The following is a 16,819-nucleotide window of genomic DNA, read 5'->3' as shown; positions in this document are numbered from 1 at the left end:
CCCTCCCCCGCCGCCGCCGCCCCCCGCCCGCCGCGCCGCGGCCTGCGCACCGCGCTGGCCTGGACCGCCGCCGTGCTGGTCTTCGCCGGAACCGCCGGCGGCGCGGGCTACGGACTGACGCGGGCCGAGCGCGGCGACCTCCCCCTCCTGGCCACCGAGACCGACGGCCGCTGGGACTACCCGGAGCTCACCCTCCCCAAGCTTCCCCACGGCGCCCCCGAGCCCCTGGACTCCGACGCCAACCCGGCCGCCGTCCACCACGCCGACCTGCGCGAACTCCTCCTCCCGCTGCCCGAGGGCGGCAAGGCGGACCCGGAGGTCGCGGTCGAGGACGGCTGGGTGACCCCGAAGGAGTTCGCGGAGGTCTACGCGAAGGACGAGCGGGACACCGTCGTCCAGGCCCTCACCGACGACGCGGTCCGGCACATCGCCGCCCGCGCCTGGGTGATGCCGGACGGCACCCGCACCCGGATCTACCTCCTGCAGTTCAACACCGGCGCCCTCGCCGACCACTTCTACGACCAGACCCTCTCCGACGGCGTGAACGGCGGCCGGGAGCTGGCCGAGGCCCCCGCCACGGTGCTCGACGAGAGCTGGCCGGAGAACACCGGGATCGACGGCGTCGACCTGTACGTGTACGACGAGGAGAAGCCGTACGGGGAGCGGCACGCCCGGCAGGCGTACGTCGTCGCCGGTGACACCGTCGCCCTGATCCTCCAGGCGCACGAGGGCGGGGCGGCGAAGGTCCCGTTCCAGCAGACGCTGATCCTCCAGCACCAGCTGCTGGGCTGACCGCGCGGGTGTGGGGCGTACCACCACAGGACGCCCCTCACCCCCGCGCGGACTACACTCGTGAGCGTTCCGCCCACTGATCGCTCTAAGGACCGCGCACGTGATTCTGTTCTTCGAGATCCTGCTCGCCCTGGTCGCCGTGGCCACGCTGGCCTTCGCCGGCTTCGCCGTCTCCAAGCTGTACCAGGGTCAGCGCTGACATGATCGAAATCCCGTCCGACCTGCACCCGGACCTCGTCCCCCTGGCGTTTCTCCTGGGGACCTGGGAGGGCGCGGGGGTCTTCGACTTCCCGGGCGACGAGAAGTGCAACTTCGGCCAGGAGGTCGTGTTCGGCCACGACGGCCGGGACTTCCTGCACTACACGTCGTACACCTGGGTCCTGGACGCCGAGGGCGCCAAGGTGCGGCCGCTGGAGTCCGAGACCGGCTACTGGCGGATCGCGAAGGACCGCACGATCGACGTCGTGATGGTCCGCGACGGCGGTGTCGCCGAGCACTGGGACGGTGTGCTGGCCGAGGGCAAGCCCCAGATCGACCTGGCCACCGACGCCGTCGCCCGCTCCGCGGGCGCGCCCCCGTACTCCGGCGGCAAGCGGCTGTACGGCTACGTCAAGGGCGACCTGATGTGGGTCGGCGAGAAGGCCACCCCGGACGTCGAGCTGCGCCCGTACATGTCGGCGCAGCTGAAGAAGGTCGTCGACCTGCGCGAGGTCGCGCAGAACCTGACGGACCTCCCCGACGACGGCATCGCGTTCTTCCGCTGACCCGCAGCGGTCCCGCCTCCCTACACTGGATCCCGTGACGGGCACGGACTGGAAGACCGACCTGCGGCAGCGGGGCTACCGGCTGACGCCGCAGCGCCAGCTGGTCCTCGAGGCCGTGGACACCCTGGAGCACGCCACGCCGGACGCCATCCTGTGCGAGGTGCGCCGGACGGCCGCCGGGGTGAACATCTCCACCGTCTACCGGACCCTGGAGCTCCTGGAGGAGCTCGGGCTGGTCAGCCACGCCCATCTGGGGCACGGTGCGCCGACGTACCATCTCGCAGACCGGCACCACCATCTGCATCTGGTGTGCCGGGACTGCGAGGAGGTGCTGGAGGCGGACGTGGCCGTCGCGGAGCCGTTCGTGGCGGCGCTGCGGGAGGGCTTCGGCTTCGAGACGGACCTCAAGCACTTCGCCATCTACGGCCGCTGTGCCCGCTGCTCGGCGGCGTCGCCGTAGGCTTGGCGTATGAACGCGCCCCAGTCCCCCCTGCTGTCCCTGCCCGGGGCCGTGGCGGCCGAGGCCCCCGACGAGGGGGTCGCCGCGCACTACGGCGAGCTGTACCGGGAGCAGCGCGCCCTCGCCTCCGGTGAGGGCTTCACCGATCTGTCCCACCGCGGTGTGCTCACGGTCACCGGCGACGACCGGCTGAGCTGGCTGCATCTGCTGCTCACCCAGCACGTCGAATCCCTCGCGCCCGGTATCGCGACCGAGGCGCTGGTGCTGTCCGCGCACGGTCACGTGGAGCACGCGCTGTATCTTGTCGACGACGGTACGACCACGTGGGCGCACGTGGAGCCGGGCACGCAGGAGGCGCTGCTCGCGTACCTCGAGTCGATGAAGTTCTTCTACCGCGTCGACCTCGCCGACCGCACCGCCGACACCGCGGTCGTGTATCTCCCCGCCGGCTCCGTCGTGCCCGCCCCCGAGGGCGTCGTGGTCCGCGAGACGGCGTACGGACGGGACCTGTTCCTGCCGCGTACGGACCTGAAGTCGTTCGCCGACCGGGCCGGCTCCCCGGCCGGCGTGCTGGCGTACGAGGCGCTGCGCGTCGAGGCGCACCGCCCCCGGCTGGGCCGCGAGACGGATCACCGGACCATCCCGCACGAGGTGGGGTGGATCGGCTCCGCGGTGCATCTGCAGAAGGGCTGCTACCGGGGCCAGGAGACGGTCGCCCGGGTGCAGAACCTGGGCCGGCCCCCGCGCCGTCTGGTGTTCCTGCACCTCGACGGCAGCGACGTCCACCTCCCGCCGCACGGCACCCCCGTCCGGCTGGCCTCCGACGGCCCCGAGGGGCGCGCGCTGGGCTTCGTCACGACGTCGGCGCGGCACCACGAGCTGGGCCCGATCGCGCTGGCGCTGGTGAAGCGCAACACCGACCCGGAGGCCCAGCTGCTGGCCGGGGACACGGCCGCCGCGCAGGAGGTCGTCGTCGCGCCCTAGCGACGTCTGCGGAACCGCCCGGTCTGCTGCTTCGCCCGCGACGGCTGCGGGATGTCCTCCGGCGACCGCGGCGGTTCCCACACCAGCGTGCCGGGCGGCGCCAGCCGGTCGATGGCGGCGATCCCGTCCGGCGGGACGCCGAACAGCGTCGGCTCCACGGCCACGACGATCCCGTCCCGCCCCGTCACCCGCCGCGCCCCGTCCGGCACGGCGGCGACCAGCACGCACTCCGCCCACCGCACGGTCGCCGCACCCCCGGGCGTGACGAGGCTGACCCCGTCCGCCCCGATGACGAGGTGCACCCCGTCCTGCCCGATCGCCGGATGCCGCTCCCCGCCGACCACCCCCGTCGAATACCCCGGCGCCTCCACGAACCCGGCCCACTCGGCGTCCCGCCCCCGCGGCACCTGGAGCAGCGCCGTCCCCTCGGCCTCCTCCGCCACGGCCCTGACGTCGCGCAAGGTGACGCGGTTCATCTCCCGCCGCAGCTCGGCGACGCTCAGATTGGGGTGCCCGTACAGCAGGTTCAGCGCGTACGAGGGCAGCCGCGCCGCCGCCACGTCCGGCACGTCGAACACGGCGAGGGCGCTCTCCCGCACGGCGTCCAGATCGTCCTGCGCCAGCGTCCCCACCCGCATCCGCGCCAGCACGTCGACGAACCCGCCCAGCACCGCGTCCGCCCGGTCCGGCAGCGCGTCGGCGAGCGCGGTCACCGTGGCGAACTCCGCGTCACGCGGCGAGTAGTCGGCGGCGGCGGTGTACGAGTAGCCGCCCTTCTTCCGCAGGTCCCGGAACAGCTCCCGCCCCAGCAGCTCGGCGTACAGATGCGCGGCGGACGACCGGCGCACCACGGCGTCCATCACGACCCCGCCCTCGTCCCCGGAGAAGTACGCGGGGGTCCGCGGCAGCGCGGACGTCACGGCGGGGGTCCCGTACCAGGTCCCCGACGGCAGCGGCGACAGGTCGAGCCCCGCGGGCACCTGGCCGGCCGTCAGCCACAGCACCGCGTTCTCCCGGGTGAACCAGGTCCGCACCCAGTTCCGCACCGCCGTCCCGTCCAGCCGCGGCAGCCCGAACTCCGGGTAGCTGACGAGGCCGTACCCCTGCGCCCCGTAACGCCACAGCGGCAGCCGCCGGTTGGCGCCGGAGCCGCGCCCGGCCTCCTCGGTGCGCAGGATCTCCTTCTCCGTCTCCAGCCGCTGCAACGGCAGCTCGGCGAGCGCCGCGCACACCCCGTTGAGATAGCCGACGACGTCGCGTTCGCCGCCCTGGACGTGGAAGTGCGTGTACGAGGCGCCGGTCGCCCCGTTGTAGTGCCCCTCGCCGAGCCCGCGTTCGTACAGCGCCAGATGCTCGGTCAGATGTGTGACGCCGCTGGTGGAGAGCGTCTCGTCGGCCCGCCCCACCCGGAAGAACAGCCCCGCCGTCAGCGGCCCCGGCCGCCCCGCGAGGACGGTCCGTACCCCGCCGTGCGTCGTCTCCTCGATCCCGTCCACCGCTCAGCCCCTCCCCAGCGCGGCCCTGCGATGCCGCTTGTACGCCGCCACCGGATCCCCGTCGATACGGTTCCACGGCATCTCGCTGCCCCGGTTGCCGAGCACCTGGAAGTGCCAGGCGGCCTTCTCCCGGTGCTCCCCCAGGGAGAACACCAGGGCGAACAGCCCGTGGGCGTAGATCCAGTGGAAGTCCCCCGCGAACCCGTCCGCCATCACCGTCTGATGCACGGCGGCCGTCAGCTCCCGCTGCGCCGCCGGGCTGTTCAGGTCGTACGAGGGTCCGTCCCGGTCCGCCCAGTGCTCCAGATGCGCCTCGGCGACCAGCAGCGGCGACAGGCTGCCGGGGGGCGCGGCGGCGGCGCACTCGTTGGCGAAGCCGTGCGCCTCCTGCCAGGTGCCGCCCCATTTGGGGCACAGCTTCTGCAGCAGCTGCGCCTGGGCGGAGTAGAAGTGCGGGTGGTGCTCGGCGACCCGCTCGTAGCGCCGCCGCGTCTCGCTCGCCCCCAGCTGCAGCCCGCGCGCCGTGGTGAGCCGGTGCAGCCAGGCCAGCGCGTTCCGCGGGTCCTCGGCGCAGACGTCGATGAGCAGCTTCTCCGCGCGGCGCAGATAGCCGAAGAACCGCGTGAACTGGTCGGCGGACACCTGGTTCGCGGTCGCGCCGGTACGGATCGACCAGCCGACGTGGATCAGTGTCCCGGCGAGCAGCACCCGCGCCATGACGTCGCCCTTGTCCCGCCGGGTGACGCCCGTCAGGAACTCCTCGGCGCCCGGCGTCTCGGACACGATCCGGCCCGCGGTCGCCCGCATGTCGGGGTCGTCGAGCTCGGACACGTACGCCCGGACGGTGGGCCAGTCACGGCCCGTGGCGGCGCCGCGCAGGCGGCCCAGCTCGGGGAAGTTGACCAGCGGGCTGAACTCGGGGCCGGCCAGGGGTGGAGAATCGAACACCGCCGGATCATAGGGGAATCGGACGGCCCCGGTGAAGAGTCGCCGGGTCAGACCTCGACCAGCACCGTGAACGGCCCGTCGTTCGTCAGCGACACGCGCATCTTCGCCCCGAAACGTCCCGTTCCCACCGTCGCCCCCAGCTCCCTCAGCCGCGCCACGACCTCGTCCACCAGCGGCTCCGCGACCTCGCCGGGAGCGGCGGCGTTCCAGGTCGGACGGCGCCCCTTACGGGCGTCACCGTAAAGCGTGAATTGACTGATCACCAGAAGAGGTGCATCGACGTCCGAGCAGGACTTCTCCCCCTCCAGCATCCGCAGCGACCACAGCTTGCGGGCGAGCTGCGCCGCCTTGGCCGGGGTGTCGTCGTGCGTGACCCCCACCAGCACACACAGCCCCTCCCCGGTGAACTCGCCGGTCGTCTCGCCCTCGACCTCGACGCGGGCGCCGTCGGCCCGCTGTACCACTGCACGCATGGGGGACATCATGCCCTCTACGCCGATGCGCCCCCGCGTGCGCATATGCGCCGGGGTCCGTTCGGAGTCAGTCGGCCTGCGTGGCGACACTCCGTGATGGCACGATGCACCTGTGTCCGGAGGTATGACTATGGCGTCAACCGGACGAAGGGGACGGAAGACACGCATGAGTACTGCAGGCGCCGGGCATACACCGAGTCCCGTACCGACCGCGCGTACCGAGGACCGCCCGATGCTCACGTCCGATTCCCGCCGCTCGCCGATGCCGCCCGCCCCCCGCGCGCCGCTCGGCGACGGCGCCCCCCGCGCACACCTCGGCGTCCTCACCCTCGACGAGCTCCGTGAGCTGCGCCGCCTCTCCCAGCAGGAGGAGGCCGACCTCAGCTACGTACGCCGGCTGCTGCACGGCCGCATCGACATCCTGCGCGCCGAGCTCGCCCGCCGCCGCGCCCCGCACTCGCCCGTCCTGGACCGGCTGCCGGAGATCCTCACGGACGCCCCCACCGGCCGTACGTCCTCCGCCCGCCATGTGACTCTCGGCACACCCCTGCGCGAGGAGTACCGGGAGCTGGCGGAGCGGATGCTGGGCGCCGTCGAGCTCTCCGACCTGGACGCCCGCACGGACATGGAGCTCGACCGCGGTCTGGCGGAGCTGGCGCGGCACGAGTCGGGGGTCTCCCGGCGCCGCTCGCAGCTCCAGCGCACGGCGGACGAGTGCAGCACGGAGATCGCCCGGCGTTACCGTGAGGGGGAGGCACAGGTCGACGACCTGCTGCGATGAGCGGTAACGGAAGGTCCACATGCCCATACTCGCCAAGGTCGTACGGTCGGGGTTCGTAGAGAGCCGGCATCACGGGTCGCTGGTCGTGCTGGCCGCGGACGGATCGGTGGAGCGGGCCCTGGGGGACGTGACCTCGCCGGTCTTCCCCCGCTCGTCGAACAAGCCGATGCAGGCCGCCGCCGTGCTCCGGGCGGGCGCCGCCCTCGACGGCGAACGGCTGGCGATCGCGGCGGGCAGCCACTCCGGGGAGCCCTTCCACCTCGACCTCGCGCGCAAGATGCTCGCGGAGGCCGGCCTGTCGGAGGCGGCGCTGCGGACGCCGCCGGACCTGCCGCTGGACGAGACCGAGCGGGAGGCCTATCTGGCGGCCGGGCGGGGGCGGGAGCGGATCGCGATGAACTGCTCCGGGAAGCATGCGGCGATGCTGACGGCGTGTGTGGCCGCGGGGTGGCCGGTGGCCTCGTATCTGTCTCCGGATCACCCCCTGCAGCGCCTTGTGGTCGAGAGCGTGGAGTCGGCCGCCGGCGAGCGGGTCGCCCACACCGGGGTCGACGGCTGCGGGGCTCCGGTGCTGGCGCTGTCGCTCACCGGGCTGGCGCGGGCCTTCCGGTCGTACGTCCTGGCTGCGCCCGGGACGGCGGAGCGGCGGGTGGCGGACGCGATGCGCGCTCACCCGCGGTATGTGGCGGGGAGCCGGCGGACCGACACCTGGCTGATGGAGGGGGTGCCGGGGGCGCTGGCCAAGATCGGCGCGGAGGGCGTGCAGGCGGTGGCGCTGGGGGACGGGCGGGCGCTGGCGTTCAAGGTGGACGACGGTGGGGTGCGGGCGGTGGGTCCGGTGCTGGCTGCCGCGCTGCGGGGGATGGGGGTCGATGCTCCCGTACTGGAACGGATTGCGGAGGCGCCGCTGTTGGGGGGCGGGGGCGTGGTGGGGTCGGTGCTCGCCGACGGGGTGTAATTGACGCGACGGTCGCGGGCGCGGTCGCATACCGTGCCCGCATGAGCGACCTGGACGTCCGTACGATCACCGAAGACGAAGCGGCGGAGTGGTACCGCGCCGTCCACACCGGCTTCCTGAACGAACCGGTCGCCGACCCGGAGGACGTCGCCAAGCACCTCCCGGCGATCGACCTCTCCCGTACCCAGGGGGCGTGGGACGGCAAGCGCTGCGTGGGGACGTTCCGCAGCTTCGCCCAGCAGCTCACCGTCCCCGGCGGCGCGGCGGTCCCGGCGACGGCGGTCTCGAACGTGACGGTGACGTCCACGCACCGCCGGCGGGGCCTGCTCACCCGGATGATGGCGAACGACCTGCGCGCCGCGAAGGACCGCGGCGACGCCGCCGCGACCCTGATCGCCGCCGAGTACCCGATTTACGGCCACCACGGCTTCGGCCCGGCCACCTGGGTCACGGCCTGGGACATCGACATCCCCCGCACGGGCCTGGACCGCCGCTACCGGGGCCCGGACGACGGGGGCACGGTAGAGCTGATCACGGCGGACGAGGTACGCACCCTGGGCCCCGCCCTGCACGACCGCTTCCGCCCGCTCACCCCCGGCGCGGTGGACCGGGACGCCCAGTGGTGGCGGGAGTCCACGGGGGAGGTCCGCTTCACGCACCGGGGCCCGTGGAAGGAGCCGCACTACGCCCTCTACCGCGCCGCGTCGGGCGAACCGCAGGGCCTGGCCTCGTACCACACGGACTCCAGTGACTGGCGCTCGAAGCTCCCGCACTGCAAGGCGGAGGTCCTCAAGCTGATCGCGACCACCCCATCGGCGGAACGCGCCCTGTGGCACTACCTCTGCTCGATCGACTGGGTCACGACGCTCTCCACAGGCTTCCGCGCCCCCGACGACCTCCTCCCCCTCCTGCTCCCGGACCCCCGCGCGGCCCGCATCAACGCCCACGCGGACTTCCTCTGGCTCCGCCCCCTGGACACCCCCCGCCTCCTGACGTCCCGCACGTACGCGACCGCGGGCACGCTGACCCTGGAACTCGTGGACCCACACGAACTGGCGGGCGGCCGCTTCACCCTGGAGACGGACGGCACGCAGTCAACCTGCACCCCCACCACCCACTCCCCCGACCTGACCCTCCCGGTCTCTTCCCTGGCCCCCCTGTACCTGGGCGACGAATCCCCCACCCGCCTGGCAGCCCTGAACCGCCTCACGGAACACCGCCCCGGCGCCGTCACCACAGCAGAAACCCTGTTCCACACCCCCCGCCGCCCCTGGTGCCCGGACGTCTTCTGACCCCCGACACCCCACGACCCGAACTGCCCCCTCCGCAGTTCGGGTCGCGGTGTCTTCAGCGGTAGCTCATCAGCCACAGGAAGCCGATGAGCACAAGCATTCCTACGCAACCGACGCAGCAATCCTCGTCCGACAGGGCAACGAGGACGATCACCGCGAGGATCAGGAAGGCCATGACCCCACCCCCTCGGCCAACCGGCGCTCTCAGCCCGTTGGTTGCGAGATCACCGAGGCGAGCATGGCGCCGCCCGCGATGCTGCAGGTGGCGTTCTTCGCCTTGATCCCAATGATCATCAGGGTCAGTCCCGCGACCCCGATGGTTCCGTACTTGGTCTCCACGACCCGGTCGAACGCCACGACCAATACGGCCATGGCAATGGCAAAGGCAGGCATAGTAGTCCCCCTCCTGGCCCACCGCGGCTATCAGGCTCCGCACCCGCCCGTGCTCCGTCGAACGGGCGGCGCGTCCGGAGTGGGCCACGACCCGACGACTGAACAGCCAAGGCTATAAGTTGGCGCCAACTCCTATGTTGTTGTTGCCCAATTGAGGCGAAGCAAAAACAGATCCCCGCCCACTGGCCGAAAAGTCATTGGACCGGGTCACCCTCGATGCCAAGCCTGCGCCAGGCGCGCCAAACCATGACCAAGGCAACGGACTTGACGACCGGATATAGATAGTGTGCGCGAGATCACACCAATCGCGACCCTCTCAGCCGTCCGCGCGCCAACCCCAACCCCTCCGAACAGGCGGCGACATGGGAGAACCCGAGACGGAACCCGACGTGGCACTCCGTGCCGCCGAAGGCCATTCGTGCCATGCCGCAGCGGAGACGCAGCGGCTATCATCGGCTTGACCACCGTTCAACCGGATGACGAGCCGCCCCGCCCCGCGGATCCGGTCTGCGCGGAGAGGCCGAAACGAGCCCCCAGTCCCGCCCCGCGCTGTCCGGGCCGCCCAGCAGCCCCTGATGTGGACGTTCAGATGCGTGACCCACGTGTCCCCCTCCCTCCGCAGCGGAAGGCAGACCCAGCTTGGCGCCGCAACTGCCTGCAAAGACCCGCCCGGTGACCCACCTGGACACCATGCGGGTGTCCGGCCGCCCGCTGCAGGGCTATTACCACCAGTCGTACGTCCTGCGTCTGCCCGCGAACAGCGCCCTGGGCTGTATCGGACTCGACCACGTGAAGGTCCGCAGCCCCCGCAAGGGCATCGCCGAGTTCGACCGCCACGTGCTGACCTCCGAGGACAACCTGCTCGAGCTGCTGGCGCAGCACGGGGTGCCACGCATACCCACGGTGCTCGGCAGCCGCGAGATGTCGGTCCTCACCTACGTCAGGGGCCACACCCTCCGGCTCACGCGGCAAAGACGCCCCAACAGGTCCGTCCCGCGGGAGCACGTCCGCCAGATCCTCGAACTCGTACGCAGCCTCAACACCGTCCCGCTGCAGGACATATCAGCCCTCATCGACCCTGTCGTCCGGCAGAGCTGGCCGAAGGACGGGGACTCCGCCGGCTTCCTGCGGGGCCTCATCCAGTTCACGGCCACCCGGGTGCGCGACGCCCACCACGCCGACTACGGCGCCCTCTACGCGGCCCTCGGGGTCGACCCGCACGTCCTCGACCGGCTCGCGGAGGAATCCGACACCCTCACCCCGCGCCCCTTTTCCCTGCTCCACGGCGATCTGCACGACGAGAACCTCGTCGTCGACACCGACAGCCGGCTGTGGACGATCGACTGGGAACTCGCCACCCCGGGCGACCCCGTCTACGAACTCGCGACCCATCTGCATCTGATGCGCTATCCGAAGGCGCAGGAGGCCGAGATCGTCGAACGCTGGCGCACGGCCGTCGAGGACGCGTCACCGGGCGCCTCCGCCGGACTGGACGAGGACCTGCCCCGCTACCTGCGCTACAAGCGGGTCCAGTCGGTCTACACCGATCTCGTGCGCCAGGGCATGGCACTGGAGTCGGCACCCCCGCCGGCCCGTCCCGGTCGGACGGCACACGCCGCCGAAGTGGTGCACGACGCCCTGCGCCGCGCCCGGCCCGGGCCTCTGCCCGTACCGGCGCCAACGACCATCGCGTCCCTGTACGAGCAGTGGCTGCTCGGCGGCGAACTGGGTTCCGTACGCCCGGCGGGATGACACGATCCCGCCGCTCGGACCCGGGCCAAATCGCGGCCATCGCAAGGTCGTTCATCCATTTCCCCTTGGGAAGGCAACATATTCGCTGATTGGATGACCATTTGGTCGCAGCGACCGACAACGCTCCACCAATGGAGTTAAGGTTGTTCTGTGACGAACGGAGACTCCGCCAAGTCGACGGCGACCGGCAGGAAGCCGAGGCCGCAGCAGATCGCTGACACGCTTCGGATGGAGATCAGCGACGGCCTCTACCCGCCCGGCGCGACCATGCCGACCCAGGAGCAACTCGCCGACCGTTTCGACGTCTCACGTCCCGTCGTCCGGCAGGCGATGGGCGAGCTGGCCCGTCTCGGCCTGGTGCGCACCAAGCAGGGCAGCGGCACGGTCGTCCTGGACTCGACGGTGCCCACAAAACCCTCGATGGTGCACCTCGCTCCATACATACGCGAGGCCTTCGCGACCGAGAGCCGTACCGTCACCCTGGACCTCTTCACCCTCACGGCCGAGTCGATGGACACCCACATCCGCACCCAGGTCGCCAGGATCCGCGACGGCGAGATCGAACCGCCCGAGCGGATCACCGTCAGGGTGATGATCCCCAGCACCGAAGCCCTTCTCGCGTTCCCCCGTTCGGTGGACGACCCGAGCGACACCCGCCCGCTCGAACGCCACCGGGAACTCACCAGCCGCCACGCCCCATCCCTCGTCGAGGCGCTGATGAGCCTGAAGGACGCCGGACTCGTGAACGAGGTGTCCGCGCGCGTCAGGACCGTTCCGCTGACGCCGTCGCATAAGCTCTACATCCTCAACAAGAAGGCCGTGCTCCACGGGTTGTACCGCCTGGTGGAGCACCCAGTGACCTACAAGGGCGACACCCTTCACATGCTGGACGTCCTCGGCCTCGGATCCACTCTCTTCCTCTACACCACCAATGACGCACCCGGCGCCGGGATCAATGACCCGGGCTTCGTCGAGGAGTCTCAGAGATGGTTCGACTCGTTTTGGGATCACCTTGCCACCGACGCCCCCTTCATCAGCTAGCGAGCCCGACACTGATGATGAGACACCGGCCGCCGCCGACCTGCTGCTCAGGGCTACCCACGTTGTCTTCGACTTCGACGGCCCCGTGTGCAGTCTCTTCGCCACGGGGGAGAACGGTACGGGCAGCGTCGCCCCCGTGATCGCCCGGGACTTCCGGCAGCGGCTGGGCAAGGACCACTCGCAGGTTCTGAAGATGCTGGACACAGAGGGCGTGTCGAAAGAAGATCCCCATGCCCTCTACCAGGCGTTGGTAAGGCTGCACCGCCGGAGCGGGAACGACGAGACCCATGAGCTGGTCGACAACATGCGTGCCTGGCTGGACGAAGCCGAGGAGAAGGCCGTCGTGGACAACGCCTTCCCCACTCCGGGCGCTCACCAGTTGCTGAACGTACTGCACGAGCGCGGTTACCAACTGGCCATTGCATCCAACAACAGTGAGGCGGCGATCCGCAGCTACCTCGTCCGGCACGAACTCGACGGCTTCTTCCGTGAGGGTCTGGTGCGCGGCCGTCCCCGGGAAGCGTGGCTGATGAAGCCCCACCCTCACACTCCGGCCTTGGTCCGTGCCATCTGGGACACCGCACCGTCCTCGGCCTCACATCACTACGTGATGATCGGCGACTCGGTGGCAGACGTGAAAGCCTCGTCGGCCCAGGGAGTGCGGTTCGGCTTCATCGGCTATCACCGCACCGCAAAGCAACTGGCCCTGCTCCGGAAAGAGTCCGGAGCCAAGGCTCCCATGGTCACCGATCTCGTTCGGCTGACGGACGAGATCGTGGCACAGCCCAGCCGAGTGCGCCTGACCGCCTGAGCCGTCCCCGCAGCGTTCGGAGGGCCTGTGGTAGACATCCGCGAACCCTCCGAGCACCGAGCCCTCCGCCTCCTCGCCTCCGCCCGCTGCGTGCTCTTCGACTTCGACGGCCCCGTCTGCAGCCTCTTCGCCGGCCGGCGCCCCCAGGACATCACCGCACGCCTGCGCGACTGGGCCGCCTCCGAGGGATACGCCGAAGTGGTGCGGCCCACCACGGCGGCGTTCGCCGACGCCTACACCGTGTTCCGGGAGCTCGCCTCCCGGGGTGTCGACCCCGTCGTGGTGGCCGCCGTCGAGCGGCGGCTGGCGCGGGAGGAGTTCGCCGCCACCGCCACCGCCCGGCCCACGCCGTACGCCGACGCGCTGATCCGTACGCTCCACGACCACGGCCGGCGGATCGCCGTCGCGACCAACAATGCGGAGGAACCCGTCATGCGCTATCTGCGCGGACGCGGGCTCGCGGAGGCGTTCGACGGCCAGGTCCACGGACGCAGGCACGACGGCCGGCTGCTCAAGCCCCACCCCGACTGTCTGCGCCGCGCCCTGGCGGCCACCGGCACCGCGCCCGCCGAGACACTGATGATCGGCGACAGCCGGGGCGACCGGGACGCCGCCCGCGCCCTCGGCATCCCCTTCATCGGCTACGCCACCCGCCCCGGCAAGCGGACATCGCTGGAGGGATACGGCGTCCCCCTCGTCGTCGACAGCCTCGCGCCCCTGCTGCGAGCCGCCGCCGCGCTTGCCCCGCTCCCGCGGGCCTAGGCGCGCCCAGAGCCGCCGGGCTGCTTACGCTGGCTGGGCAGGGCCCCGCGCGGCGACGAGAGGACGTACCCCATGCCCCCCACCGACGTACCCCCGCACGACCCCGAGCTGCTCACCCTCGCCGGGAAGGTGTTCGACCTGGCGCGGGACGGGCAGACCGACACGCTTGCCGCGTACGTGGATGCCGGGGTGCCGGTGGGGCTGACCAATGAGCGGGGGGATTCGCTCGTCATGCTCGCGGCCTACTACGGGCACGCCGACGCCGTCGCCGCGCTCGTCGAGCGGGGGGCCGATGTGAATCAGGCGAACGATCAGGGGCAGACGCCGCTCGCCGGGGCCGTGTTCAAGGACGCGGGGGATGTCGTACGGATTCTGCTGGACCATGGGGCCGATCCCACCGCCGGGTCGCCGTCCGCCGTGGATACCGCGCGGATGTTCGGGCGGGATGAGTTGGCGGCGCTGTTCGAGTAGGGCGTCAGCCCGCGTCCGTCTCCCGGGCGATGCGGAGGTCGATCTCGTGCTCGTCGGGGCACGCGCAGCCGTCCACCGGGCACGTCGTACCCGACGTCGTGCGCCAGCCGGGGGACATCGCCTCGACGGCCTCCAGACACATCGTGCAGATCACCTCGGCCGCCATGTTGATCACGTCCTGGTCGCCGGCCCCGCAGAAGGCTGTGCGCCAGGAGATGTCGCGGCAGCACACGAGGTGGGCGATCTCGTCCCGGTCGGCGGCCAGCCGGAAGCTTTCGTCCGTCCGCGCGGCGGGGGGTGCGGTGGGGGCTGGACGGGTCATGGGGGAAAGAGTAGGGGGGCGGGGGCGGAGCGGCGGCCTCCGGGGCGGCCCGGCATGACTCCTCCGGGGGCGGGGAAGGCGCGAGTACCGGGCGCCACCTATGCTCGCCTGAGACCGGAATATCCGACGAACGGGGGTGAAAGACGCGTGGCCGAGGAGGACGCCAAGCCCGCCTCCGACGAGGCGCACAGCGCCTTCACCCCGCCGCTCGGCGTACCGCTGCCGCCGCCCCCGGCCGGCGAGCACCCGACGTCCGAGTTCGCCCTGCCCGAAGGCGTCACCCCCGGGGGCGCGCCGCCCAAGCCGCCGGCGGTGTCCCTGATCCGCCCCGAACAGCCCTGGCAGGACCGGATGCGGGTCATGCTCCGGACACCCCTGACCGAGCGGCCCTCGGCGGAGCGGATCGCCGCGCCCGAGGACGAGACGGTGCTTCCCGTCCCCCGCATCCTCGACCTGACCCTGCGCATCGGCGAGCTGCTGCTCGCGGGCGGGGAGGGCGCCGAGGACGTCGAGGCGTCGATGTTCGCCGTCGGACACGCGTTCGGGCTGGACCGGATCGAGACGACGGTGACGTTCACGCTGCTGTCGGTCACCCATCAGCCGTCCCTCGTCGACGACCCGGTCACCGTCAACCGCACCGTGCGCCGCCGGGGTACGGACTACAACCGGCTCGCCGCCGTCTTCCGCCTGGTCGACGACATCACCGACCCGCTGGTCACGGTCACCCTCGAGGACGCGTACCGGCGGCTGGCGGAGATCCGCCGCAACCGCCACCCGTACCCCAAGTGGGCGCTGACGGTGGCCAGCGGGCTGCTGGCCGGGGCGGCGTCCGTGCTGGTCGGCGGTGGTTCGCTGGTGTTCGTCGCGGCGGCCGTCGGCGCGATGCTCGGTGACCGGCTGGCGTGGACGGCGTCGGCGCGGGGGCTGCCGGAGTTCTATCAGTTCGTGCTGTTCGCCATCCCGCCGGCGGCGGTGGGCGTGGCGCTGAAGTTCGCCGACGTGGACGTGCGCTACTCGGCCGTGATCACCGGTGGGCTGTTCGCGCTGCTGCCGGGGCGGGCGCTGGTCGCCGCCGTACAGGACGGGCTGACCGGCTACTACATCACCGCGGCGGCGCGGCTGCTGGAGGTGCTGTACCTCTTCGTCGGGATCATCGTCGGCGTGCTGGGCGTGCTGTACGTCGGGGTGCGGCTGCACGCGGAGTTCGACCCGGATCTGGCCGCCGTGCACCTGGAGCGGCCGGTGACGTCGCTGGTGGCGGCGATGGTGCTGACGGCGACGTTCGCGGTGCTGCTCCAGCAGGAACGTTCCACCGTGCTGATCGTCACCCTCAACGGCGGGGTGGCGTGGCTGATCTACGGTTCCATGCACGACACGGCGGACGTCTCACCGGTGCTGTCCACGGCGGTCGCGGCGGGCCTGGTGGGCCTCTTCGGCCAGCTCCTGTCGCGTTACCGCTACGCGTCCGCGCTGCCGTACGTCACGGCCGCGATCGGCCCGCTGCTGCCGGGTTCGTCGACGTACTTCGGTCTGCTGGGCCTGGCCCAGGGCGACGTCAACGGCGGCATCCGCAGCCTGCTCACGGCCGCCACGCTGGCGCTGGCGATCGCGGTGGGGGTGAACCTGGGCGGCGAGATGGCCCGCCTGTTCATCCCGCAGCCGGCCCGCGGCGTCGCGCCCGGGCGCAAGGAACGCAAGGCGTCCAAGCGCACCCGCGGGTTCTGACGCACGCAAAAAGGGCCGGCCCGAAAGCCGGCCCTCCCGTACGCAAAGAAATCAGTGCTTCCCGCCCTCGGCCTGCAGCCGCTTGTACGAGGCCTGGACCTCTTCCTCGGCCTCGACACGCCCGACCCAGTTGGCGCCCTCGACGGACTTGCCGGGCTCCAGGTCCTTGTAGACCTCGAAGAAGTGCTGGATCTCCAGGCGGTCGAACTCCGGCACGTGGTGGATGTCCCGCAGGTGCTCCATCCGGGGGTCGGACGCCGGGACGCACAGCAGCTTGTCGTCGCCGCCGGCCTCGTCGGTCATCCGGAACATGCCGATCGCGCGGCAGCGGATGAGGCAGCCGGGGAACGTCGGCTCGTCCAGAAGGACCAGCGCGTCCAGCGGATCGCCGTCCTCGCCGAGCGTGTCCTCGACGAAGCCGTAGTCTGCGGGGTAGCTGGTCGAAGTGAAGAGTCGACGGTCCAGGCGGATCCGACCGGTCTCGTGGTCCACCTCGTACTTGTTCCGCGAACCCTTCGGGATCTCGATGGTGACGTCGAACTCCACGGGTGGCTCCTCCAAGATCAGCACATACTTCGGGTACGAAAAGCAGTG

The 16,819-nt window shown here is 71.4% G+C and carries 19 protein-coding genes; 13 read left to right on the top strand and 6 right to left on the bottom strand.

Features of this window, described 5'->3' with window-relative positions:
• From SRB5_RS36045 to ygfZ, 4 genes are all read left to right on the top strand, one after another.
• Positions 1–792, top strand: a 792-nt coding sequence (locus SRB5_RS36045; RefSeq protein WP_194293099.1) for a hypothetical protein, incomplete at its 5' end; no start/stop codon positions are given.
• A gap of 200 nt (positions 793–992) precedes the next feature.
• Entirely contained in the window at positions 993–1,556 is a 564-nt protein-coding gene (locus SRB5_RS32670; RefSeq protein WP_153457109.1) for an FABP family protein, read from the top strand.
• 34 nt (positions 1,557–1,590) lie between these two features.
• Positions 1,591–2,016, top strand: coding sequence for a Fur family transcriptional regulator (locus SRB5_RS32665; RefSeq protein ID WP_323378866.1), 426 nt, complete (start codon positions 1,591–1,593; stop codon positions 2,014–2,016).
• Between the two features lie 9 nt (positions 2,017–2,025).
• Positions 2,026–3,000 carry a CAF17-like 4Fe-4S cluster assembly/insertion protein YgfZ gene (gene ygfZ, locus SRB5_RS32660; RefSeq protein WP_153457107.1) on the top strand — a complete coding sequence of 325 codons (975 nt, stop codon included), beginning with the start codon at positions 2,026–2,028 and terminating at the stop codon, positions 2,998–3,000.
• Here the strand turns inward: ygfZ and SRB5_RS32655 are convergent.
• From SRB5_RS32655 to dtd, 3 genes are read right to left on the bottom strand one after another with little or no spacing between them, the layout of a single operon-like run.
• Complete coding sequence (locus SRB5_RS32655; RefSeq protein ID WP_153457106.1) at positions 2,997–4,496, bottom strand: peptidase M16 family protein; 1,500 nt, start codon at positions 4,494–4,496, stop codon at positions 2,997–2,999. The genes ygfZ and SRB5_RS32655 overlap by 4 nt on opposite strands.
• A gap of 3 nt (positions 4,497–4,499) precedes the next feature.
• A complete protein-coding gene (locus SRB5_RS32650) occupies positions 4,500–5,444 on the bottom strand; it encodes a hypothetical protein (RefSeq protein ID WP_153457105.1) in 945 nt (314 codons plus the stop codon).
• A gap of 47 nt (positions 5,445–5,491) precedes the next feature.
• Entirely contained in the window at positions 5,492–5,917 is a 426-nt protein-coding gene (dtd, locus tag SRB5_RS32645) for a D-aminoacyl-tRNA deacylase (protein WP_153457104.1), read from the bottom strand.
• A gap of 166 nt (positions 5,918–6,083) precedes the next feature.
• Between dtd and SRB5_RS32640 the strand changes: the two genes are divergently transcribed.
• From SRB5_RS32640 to SRB5_RS32630, 3 genes are read left to right on the top strand one after another with little or no spacing between them, the layout of a single operon-like run.
• Positions 6,084–6,698 carry an RsiG family protein gene (locus SRB5_RS32640; RefSeq protein WP_153457103.1) on the top strand — a complete coding sequence of 205 codons (615 nt, stop codon included), beginning with the start codon at positions 6,084–6,086 and terminating at the stop codon, positions 6,696–6,698.
• Positions 6,699–6,717: 19 nt separating this feature from the next.
• Positions 6,718–7,656, top strand: a complete 939-nt coding sequence (locus SRB5_RS32635; RefSeq protein WP_153457102.1) for an asparaginase — start codon at positions 6,718–6,720, stop codon at positions 7,654–7,656.
• Positions 7,657–7,697: 41 nt separating this feature from the next.
• On the top strand, positions 7,698–8,948 hold the full coding sequence (locus SRB5_RS32630; RefSeq protein ID WP_153457101.1) for a GNAT family N-acetyltransferase: 1,251 nt from the start codon (positions 7,698–7,700) through the stop codon (positions 8,946–8,948).
• A gap of 204 nt (positions 8,949–9,152) precedes the next feature.
• On the opposite strand, the gene SRB5_RS32625 is transcribed toward SRB5_RS32630, so the two are convergent.
• The gene (locus SRB5_RS32625; protein ID WP_153457100.1) at positions 9,153–9,341 is read right to left on the bottom strand and encodes a hypothetical protein; all 189 of its coding nucleotides are present in this window, start codon (positions 9,339–9,341) and stop codon (positions 9,153–9,155) included.
• Between the two features lie 672 nt (positions 9,342–10,013).
• Between SRB5_RS32625 and SRB5_RS32620 the strand changes: the two genes are divergently transcribed.
• The 5 genes from SRB5_RS32620 to SRB5_RS32600 all read left to right on the top strand — a co-directional run bounded on the left by SRB5_RS32620 (position 10,014) and on the right by SRB5_RS32600 (position 14,178).
• Positions 10,014–11,093 carry a phosphotransferase gene (locus SRB5_RS32620; protein WP_153457099.1) on the top strand — a complete coding sequence of 360 codons (1,080 nt, stop codon included), beginning with the start codon at positions 10,014–10,016 and terminating at the stop codon, positions 11,091–11,093.
• A gap of 150 nt (positions 11,094–11,243) precedes the next feature.
• On the top strand, positions 11,244–12,134 hold the full coding sequence (locus SRB5_RS32615) for a GntR family transcriptional regulator (RefSeq protein ID WP_153457098.1): 891 nt from the start codon (positions 11,244–11,246) through the stop codon (positions 12,132–12,134).
• Positions 12,025–12,945, top strand: a complete 921-nt coding sequence (locus tag SRB5_RS32610) for an HAD family hydrolase (protein ID WP_153457097.1) — start codon at positions 12,025–12,027, stop codon at positions 12,943–12,945. Before SRB5_RS32615 ends, SRB5_RS32610 begins: the two co-directional genes overlap by 110 nt.
• A 27-nt stretch (positions 12,946–12,972) precedes the next feature.
• Positions 12,973–13,707 (top strand): HAD family hydrolase, encoded by a 735-nt coding sequence (locus SRB5_RS32605; RefSeq protein WP_153457096.1) that lies wholly within the window; start codon positions 12,973–12,975, stop codon positions 13,705–13,707.
• 72 nt (positions 13,708–13,779) lie between these two features.
• Complete coding sequence (locus tag SRB5_RS32600) at positions 13,780–14,178, top strand: ankyrin repeat domain-containing protein (RefSeq protein WP_153457095.1); 399 nt, start codon at positions 13,780–13,782, stop codon at positions 14,176–14,178.
• Between the two features lie 4 nt (positions 14,179–14,182).
• On the opposite strand, the gene SRB5_RS32595 is transcribed toward SRB5_RS32600, so the two are convergent.
• Positions 14,183–14,500: a hypothetical protein gene (locus tag SRB5_RS32595; protein WP_153457094.1), complete on the bottom strand. Its 318-nt coding sequence runs from the start codon at positions 14,498–14,500 to the stop codon at positions 14,183–14,185.
• A 54-nt stretch (positions 14,501–14,554) separates the two neighbouring features.
• On the opposite strand from SRB5_RS32595, the gene SRB5_RS32590 reads away from it, so the two are divergent.
• Complete coding sequence (locus tag SRB5_RS32590) at positions 14,555–16,225, top strand: threonine/serine exporter family protein (RefSeq protein WP_153457093.1); 1,671 nt, start codon at positions 14,555–14,557, stop codon at positions 16,223–16,225.
• 51 nt (positions 16,226–16,276) lie between these two features.
• Here the strand turns inward: SRB5_RS32590 and SRB5_RS36890 are convergent, their stop codons facing one another.
• The gene (locus SRB5_RS36890) at positions 16,277–16,771 is read right to left on the bottom strand and encodes an inorganic diphosphatase (RefSeq protein WP_323378863.1); all 495 of its coding nucleotides are present in this window, start codon (positions 16,769–16,771) and stop codon (positions 16,277–16,279) included.
• Between the last annotated feature and the right edge of the window lie 48 nt (positions 16,772–16,819).

It is taken from the genome of Streptomyces smaragdinus (genome assembly GCF_009604385.1).
In the GTDB taxonomy this organism is placed as follows: domain Bacteria; phylum Actinomycetota; class Actinomycetes; order Streptomycetales; family Streptomycetaceae; genus Streptomyces; species Streptomyces smaragdinus.
Note: the sequence above shows the minus strand (reverse complement) of the source record. Positions and strands in the feature narration are given on the sequence as shown.

Coding starts and splice junctions, on each gene's coding strand:
- SRB5_RS32670 (WP_153457109.1), top strand. CDS start 993: ATGATCGAAATCCCGTCCGACCTGCACCCGGACCTCGTCCCCCTGGCG.
- ygfZ (WP_153457107.1), top strand. CDS start 2,026: ATGAACGCGCCCCAGTCCCCCCTGCTGTCCCTGCCCGGGGCCGTGGCG.
- dtd (WP_153457104.1), bottom strand. CDS start 5,917: ATGCGTGCAGTGGTACAGCGGGCCGACGGCGCCCGCGTCGAGGTCGAG.
- SRB5_RS32640 (WP_153457103.1), top strand. CDS start 6,084: ATGAGTACTGCAGGCGCCGGGCATACACCGAGTCCCGTACCGACCGCG.
- SRB5_RS32635 (WP_153457102.1), top strand. CDS start 6,718: ATGCCCATACTCGCCAAGGTCGTACGGTCGGGGTTCGTAGAGAGCCGG.
- SRB5_RS32630 (WP_153457101.1), top strand. CDS start 7,698: ATGAGCGACCTGGACGTCCGTACGATCACCGAAGACGAAGCGGCGGAG.
- SRB5_RS32625 (WP_153457100.1), bottom strand. CDS start 9,341: ATGCCTGCCTTTGCCATTGCCATGGCCGTATTGGTCGTGGCGTTCGAC.
- SRB5_RS32610 (WP_153457097.1), top strand. CDS start 12,025: ATGACGCACCCGGCGCCGGGATCAATGACCCGGGCTTCGTCGAGGAGT.
- SRB5_RS32600 (WP_153457095.1), top strand. CDS start 13,780: ATGCCCCCCACCGACGTACCCCCGCACGACCCCGAGCTGCTCACCCTC.
- SRB5_RS32595 (WP_153457094.1), bottom strand. CDS start 14,500: ATGACCCGTCCAGCCCCCACCGCACCCCCCGCCGCGCGGACGGACGAA.
- SRB5_RS32590 (WP_153457093.1), top strand. CDS start 14,555: ATGACTCCTCCGGGGGCGGGGAAGGCGCGAGTACCGGGCGCCACCTAT.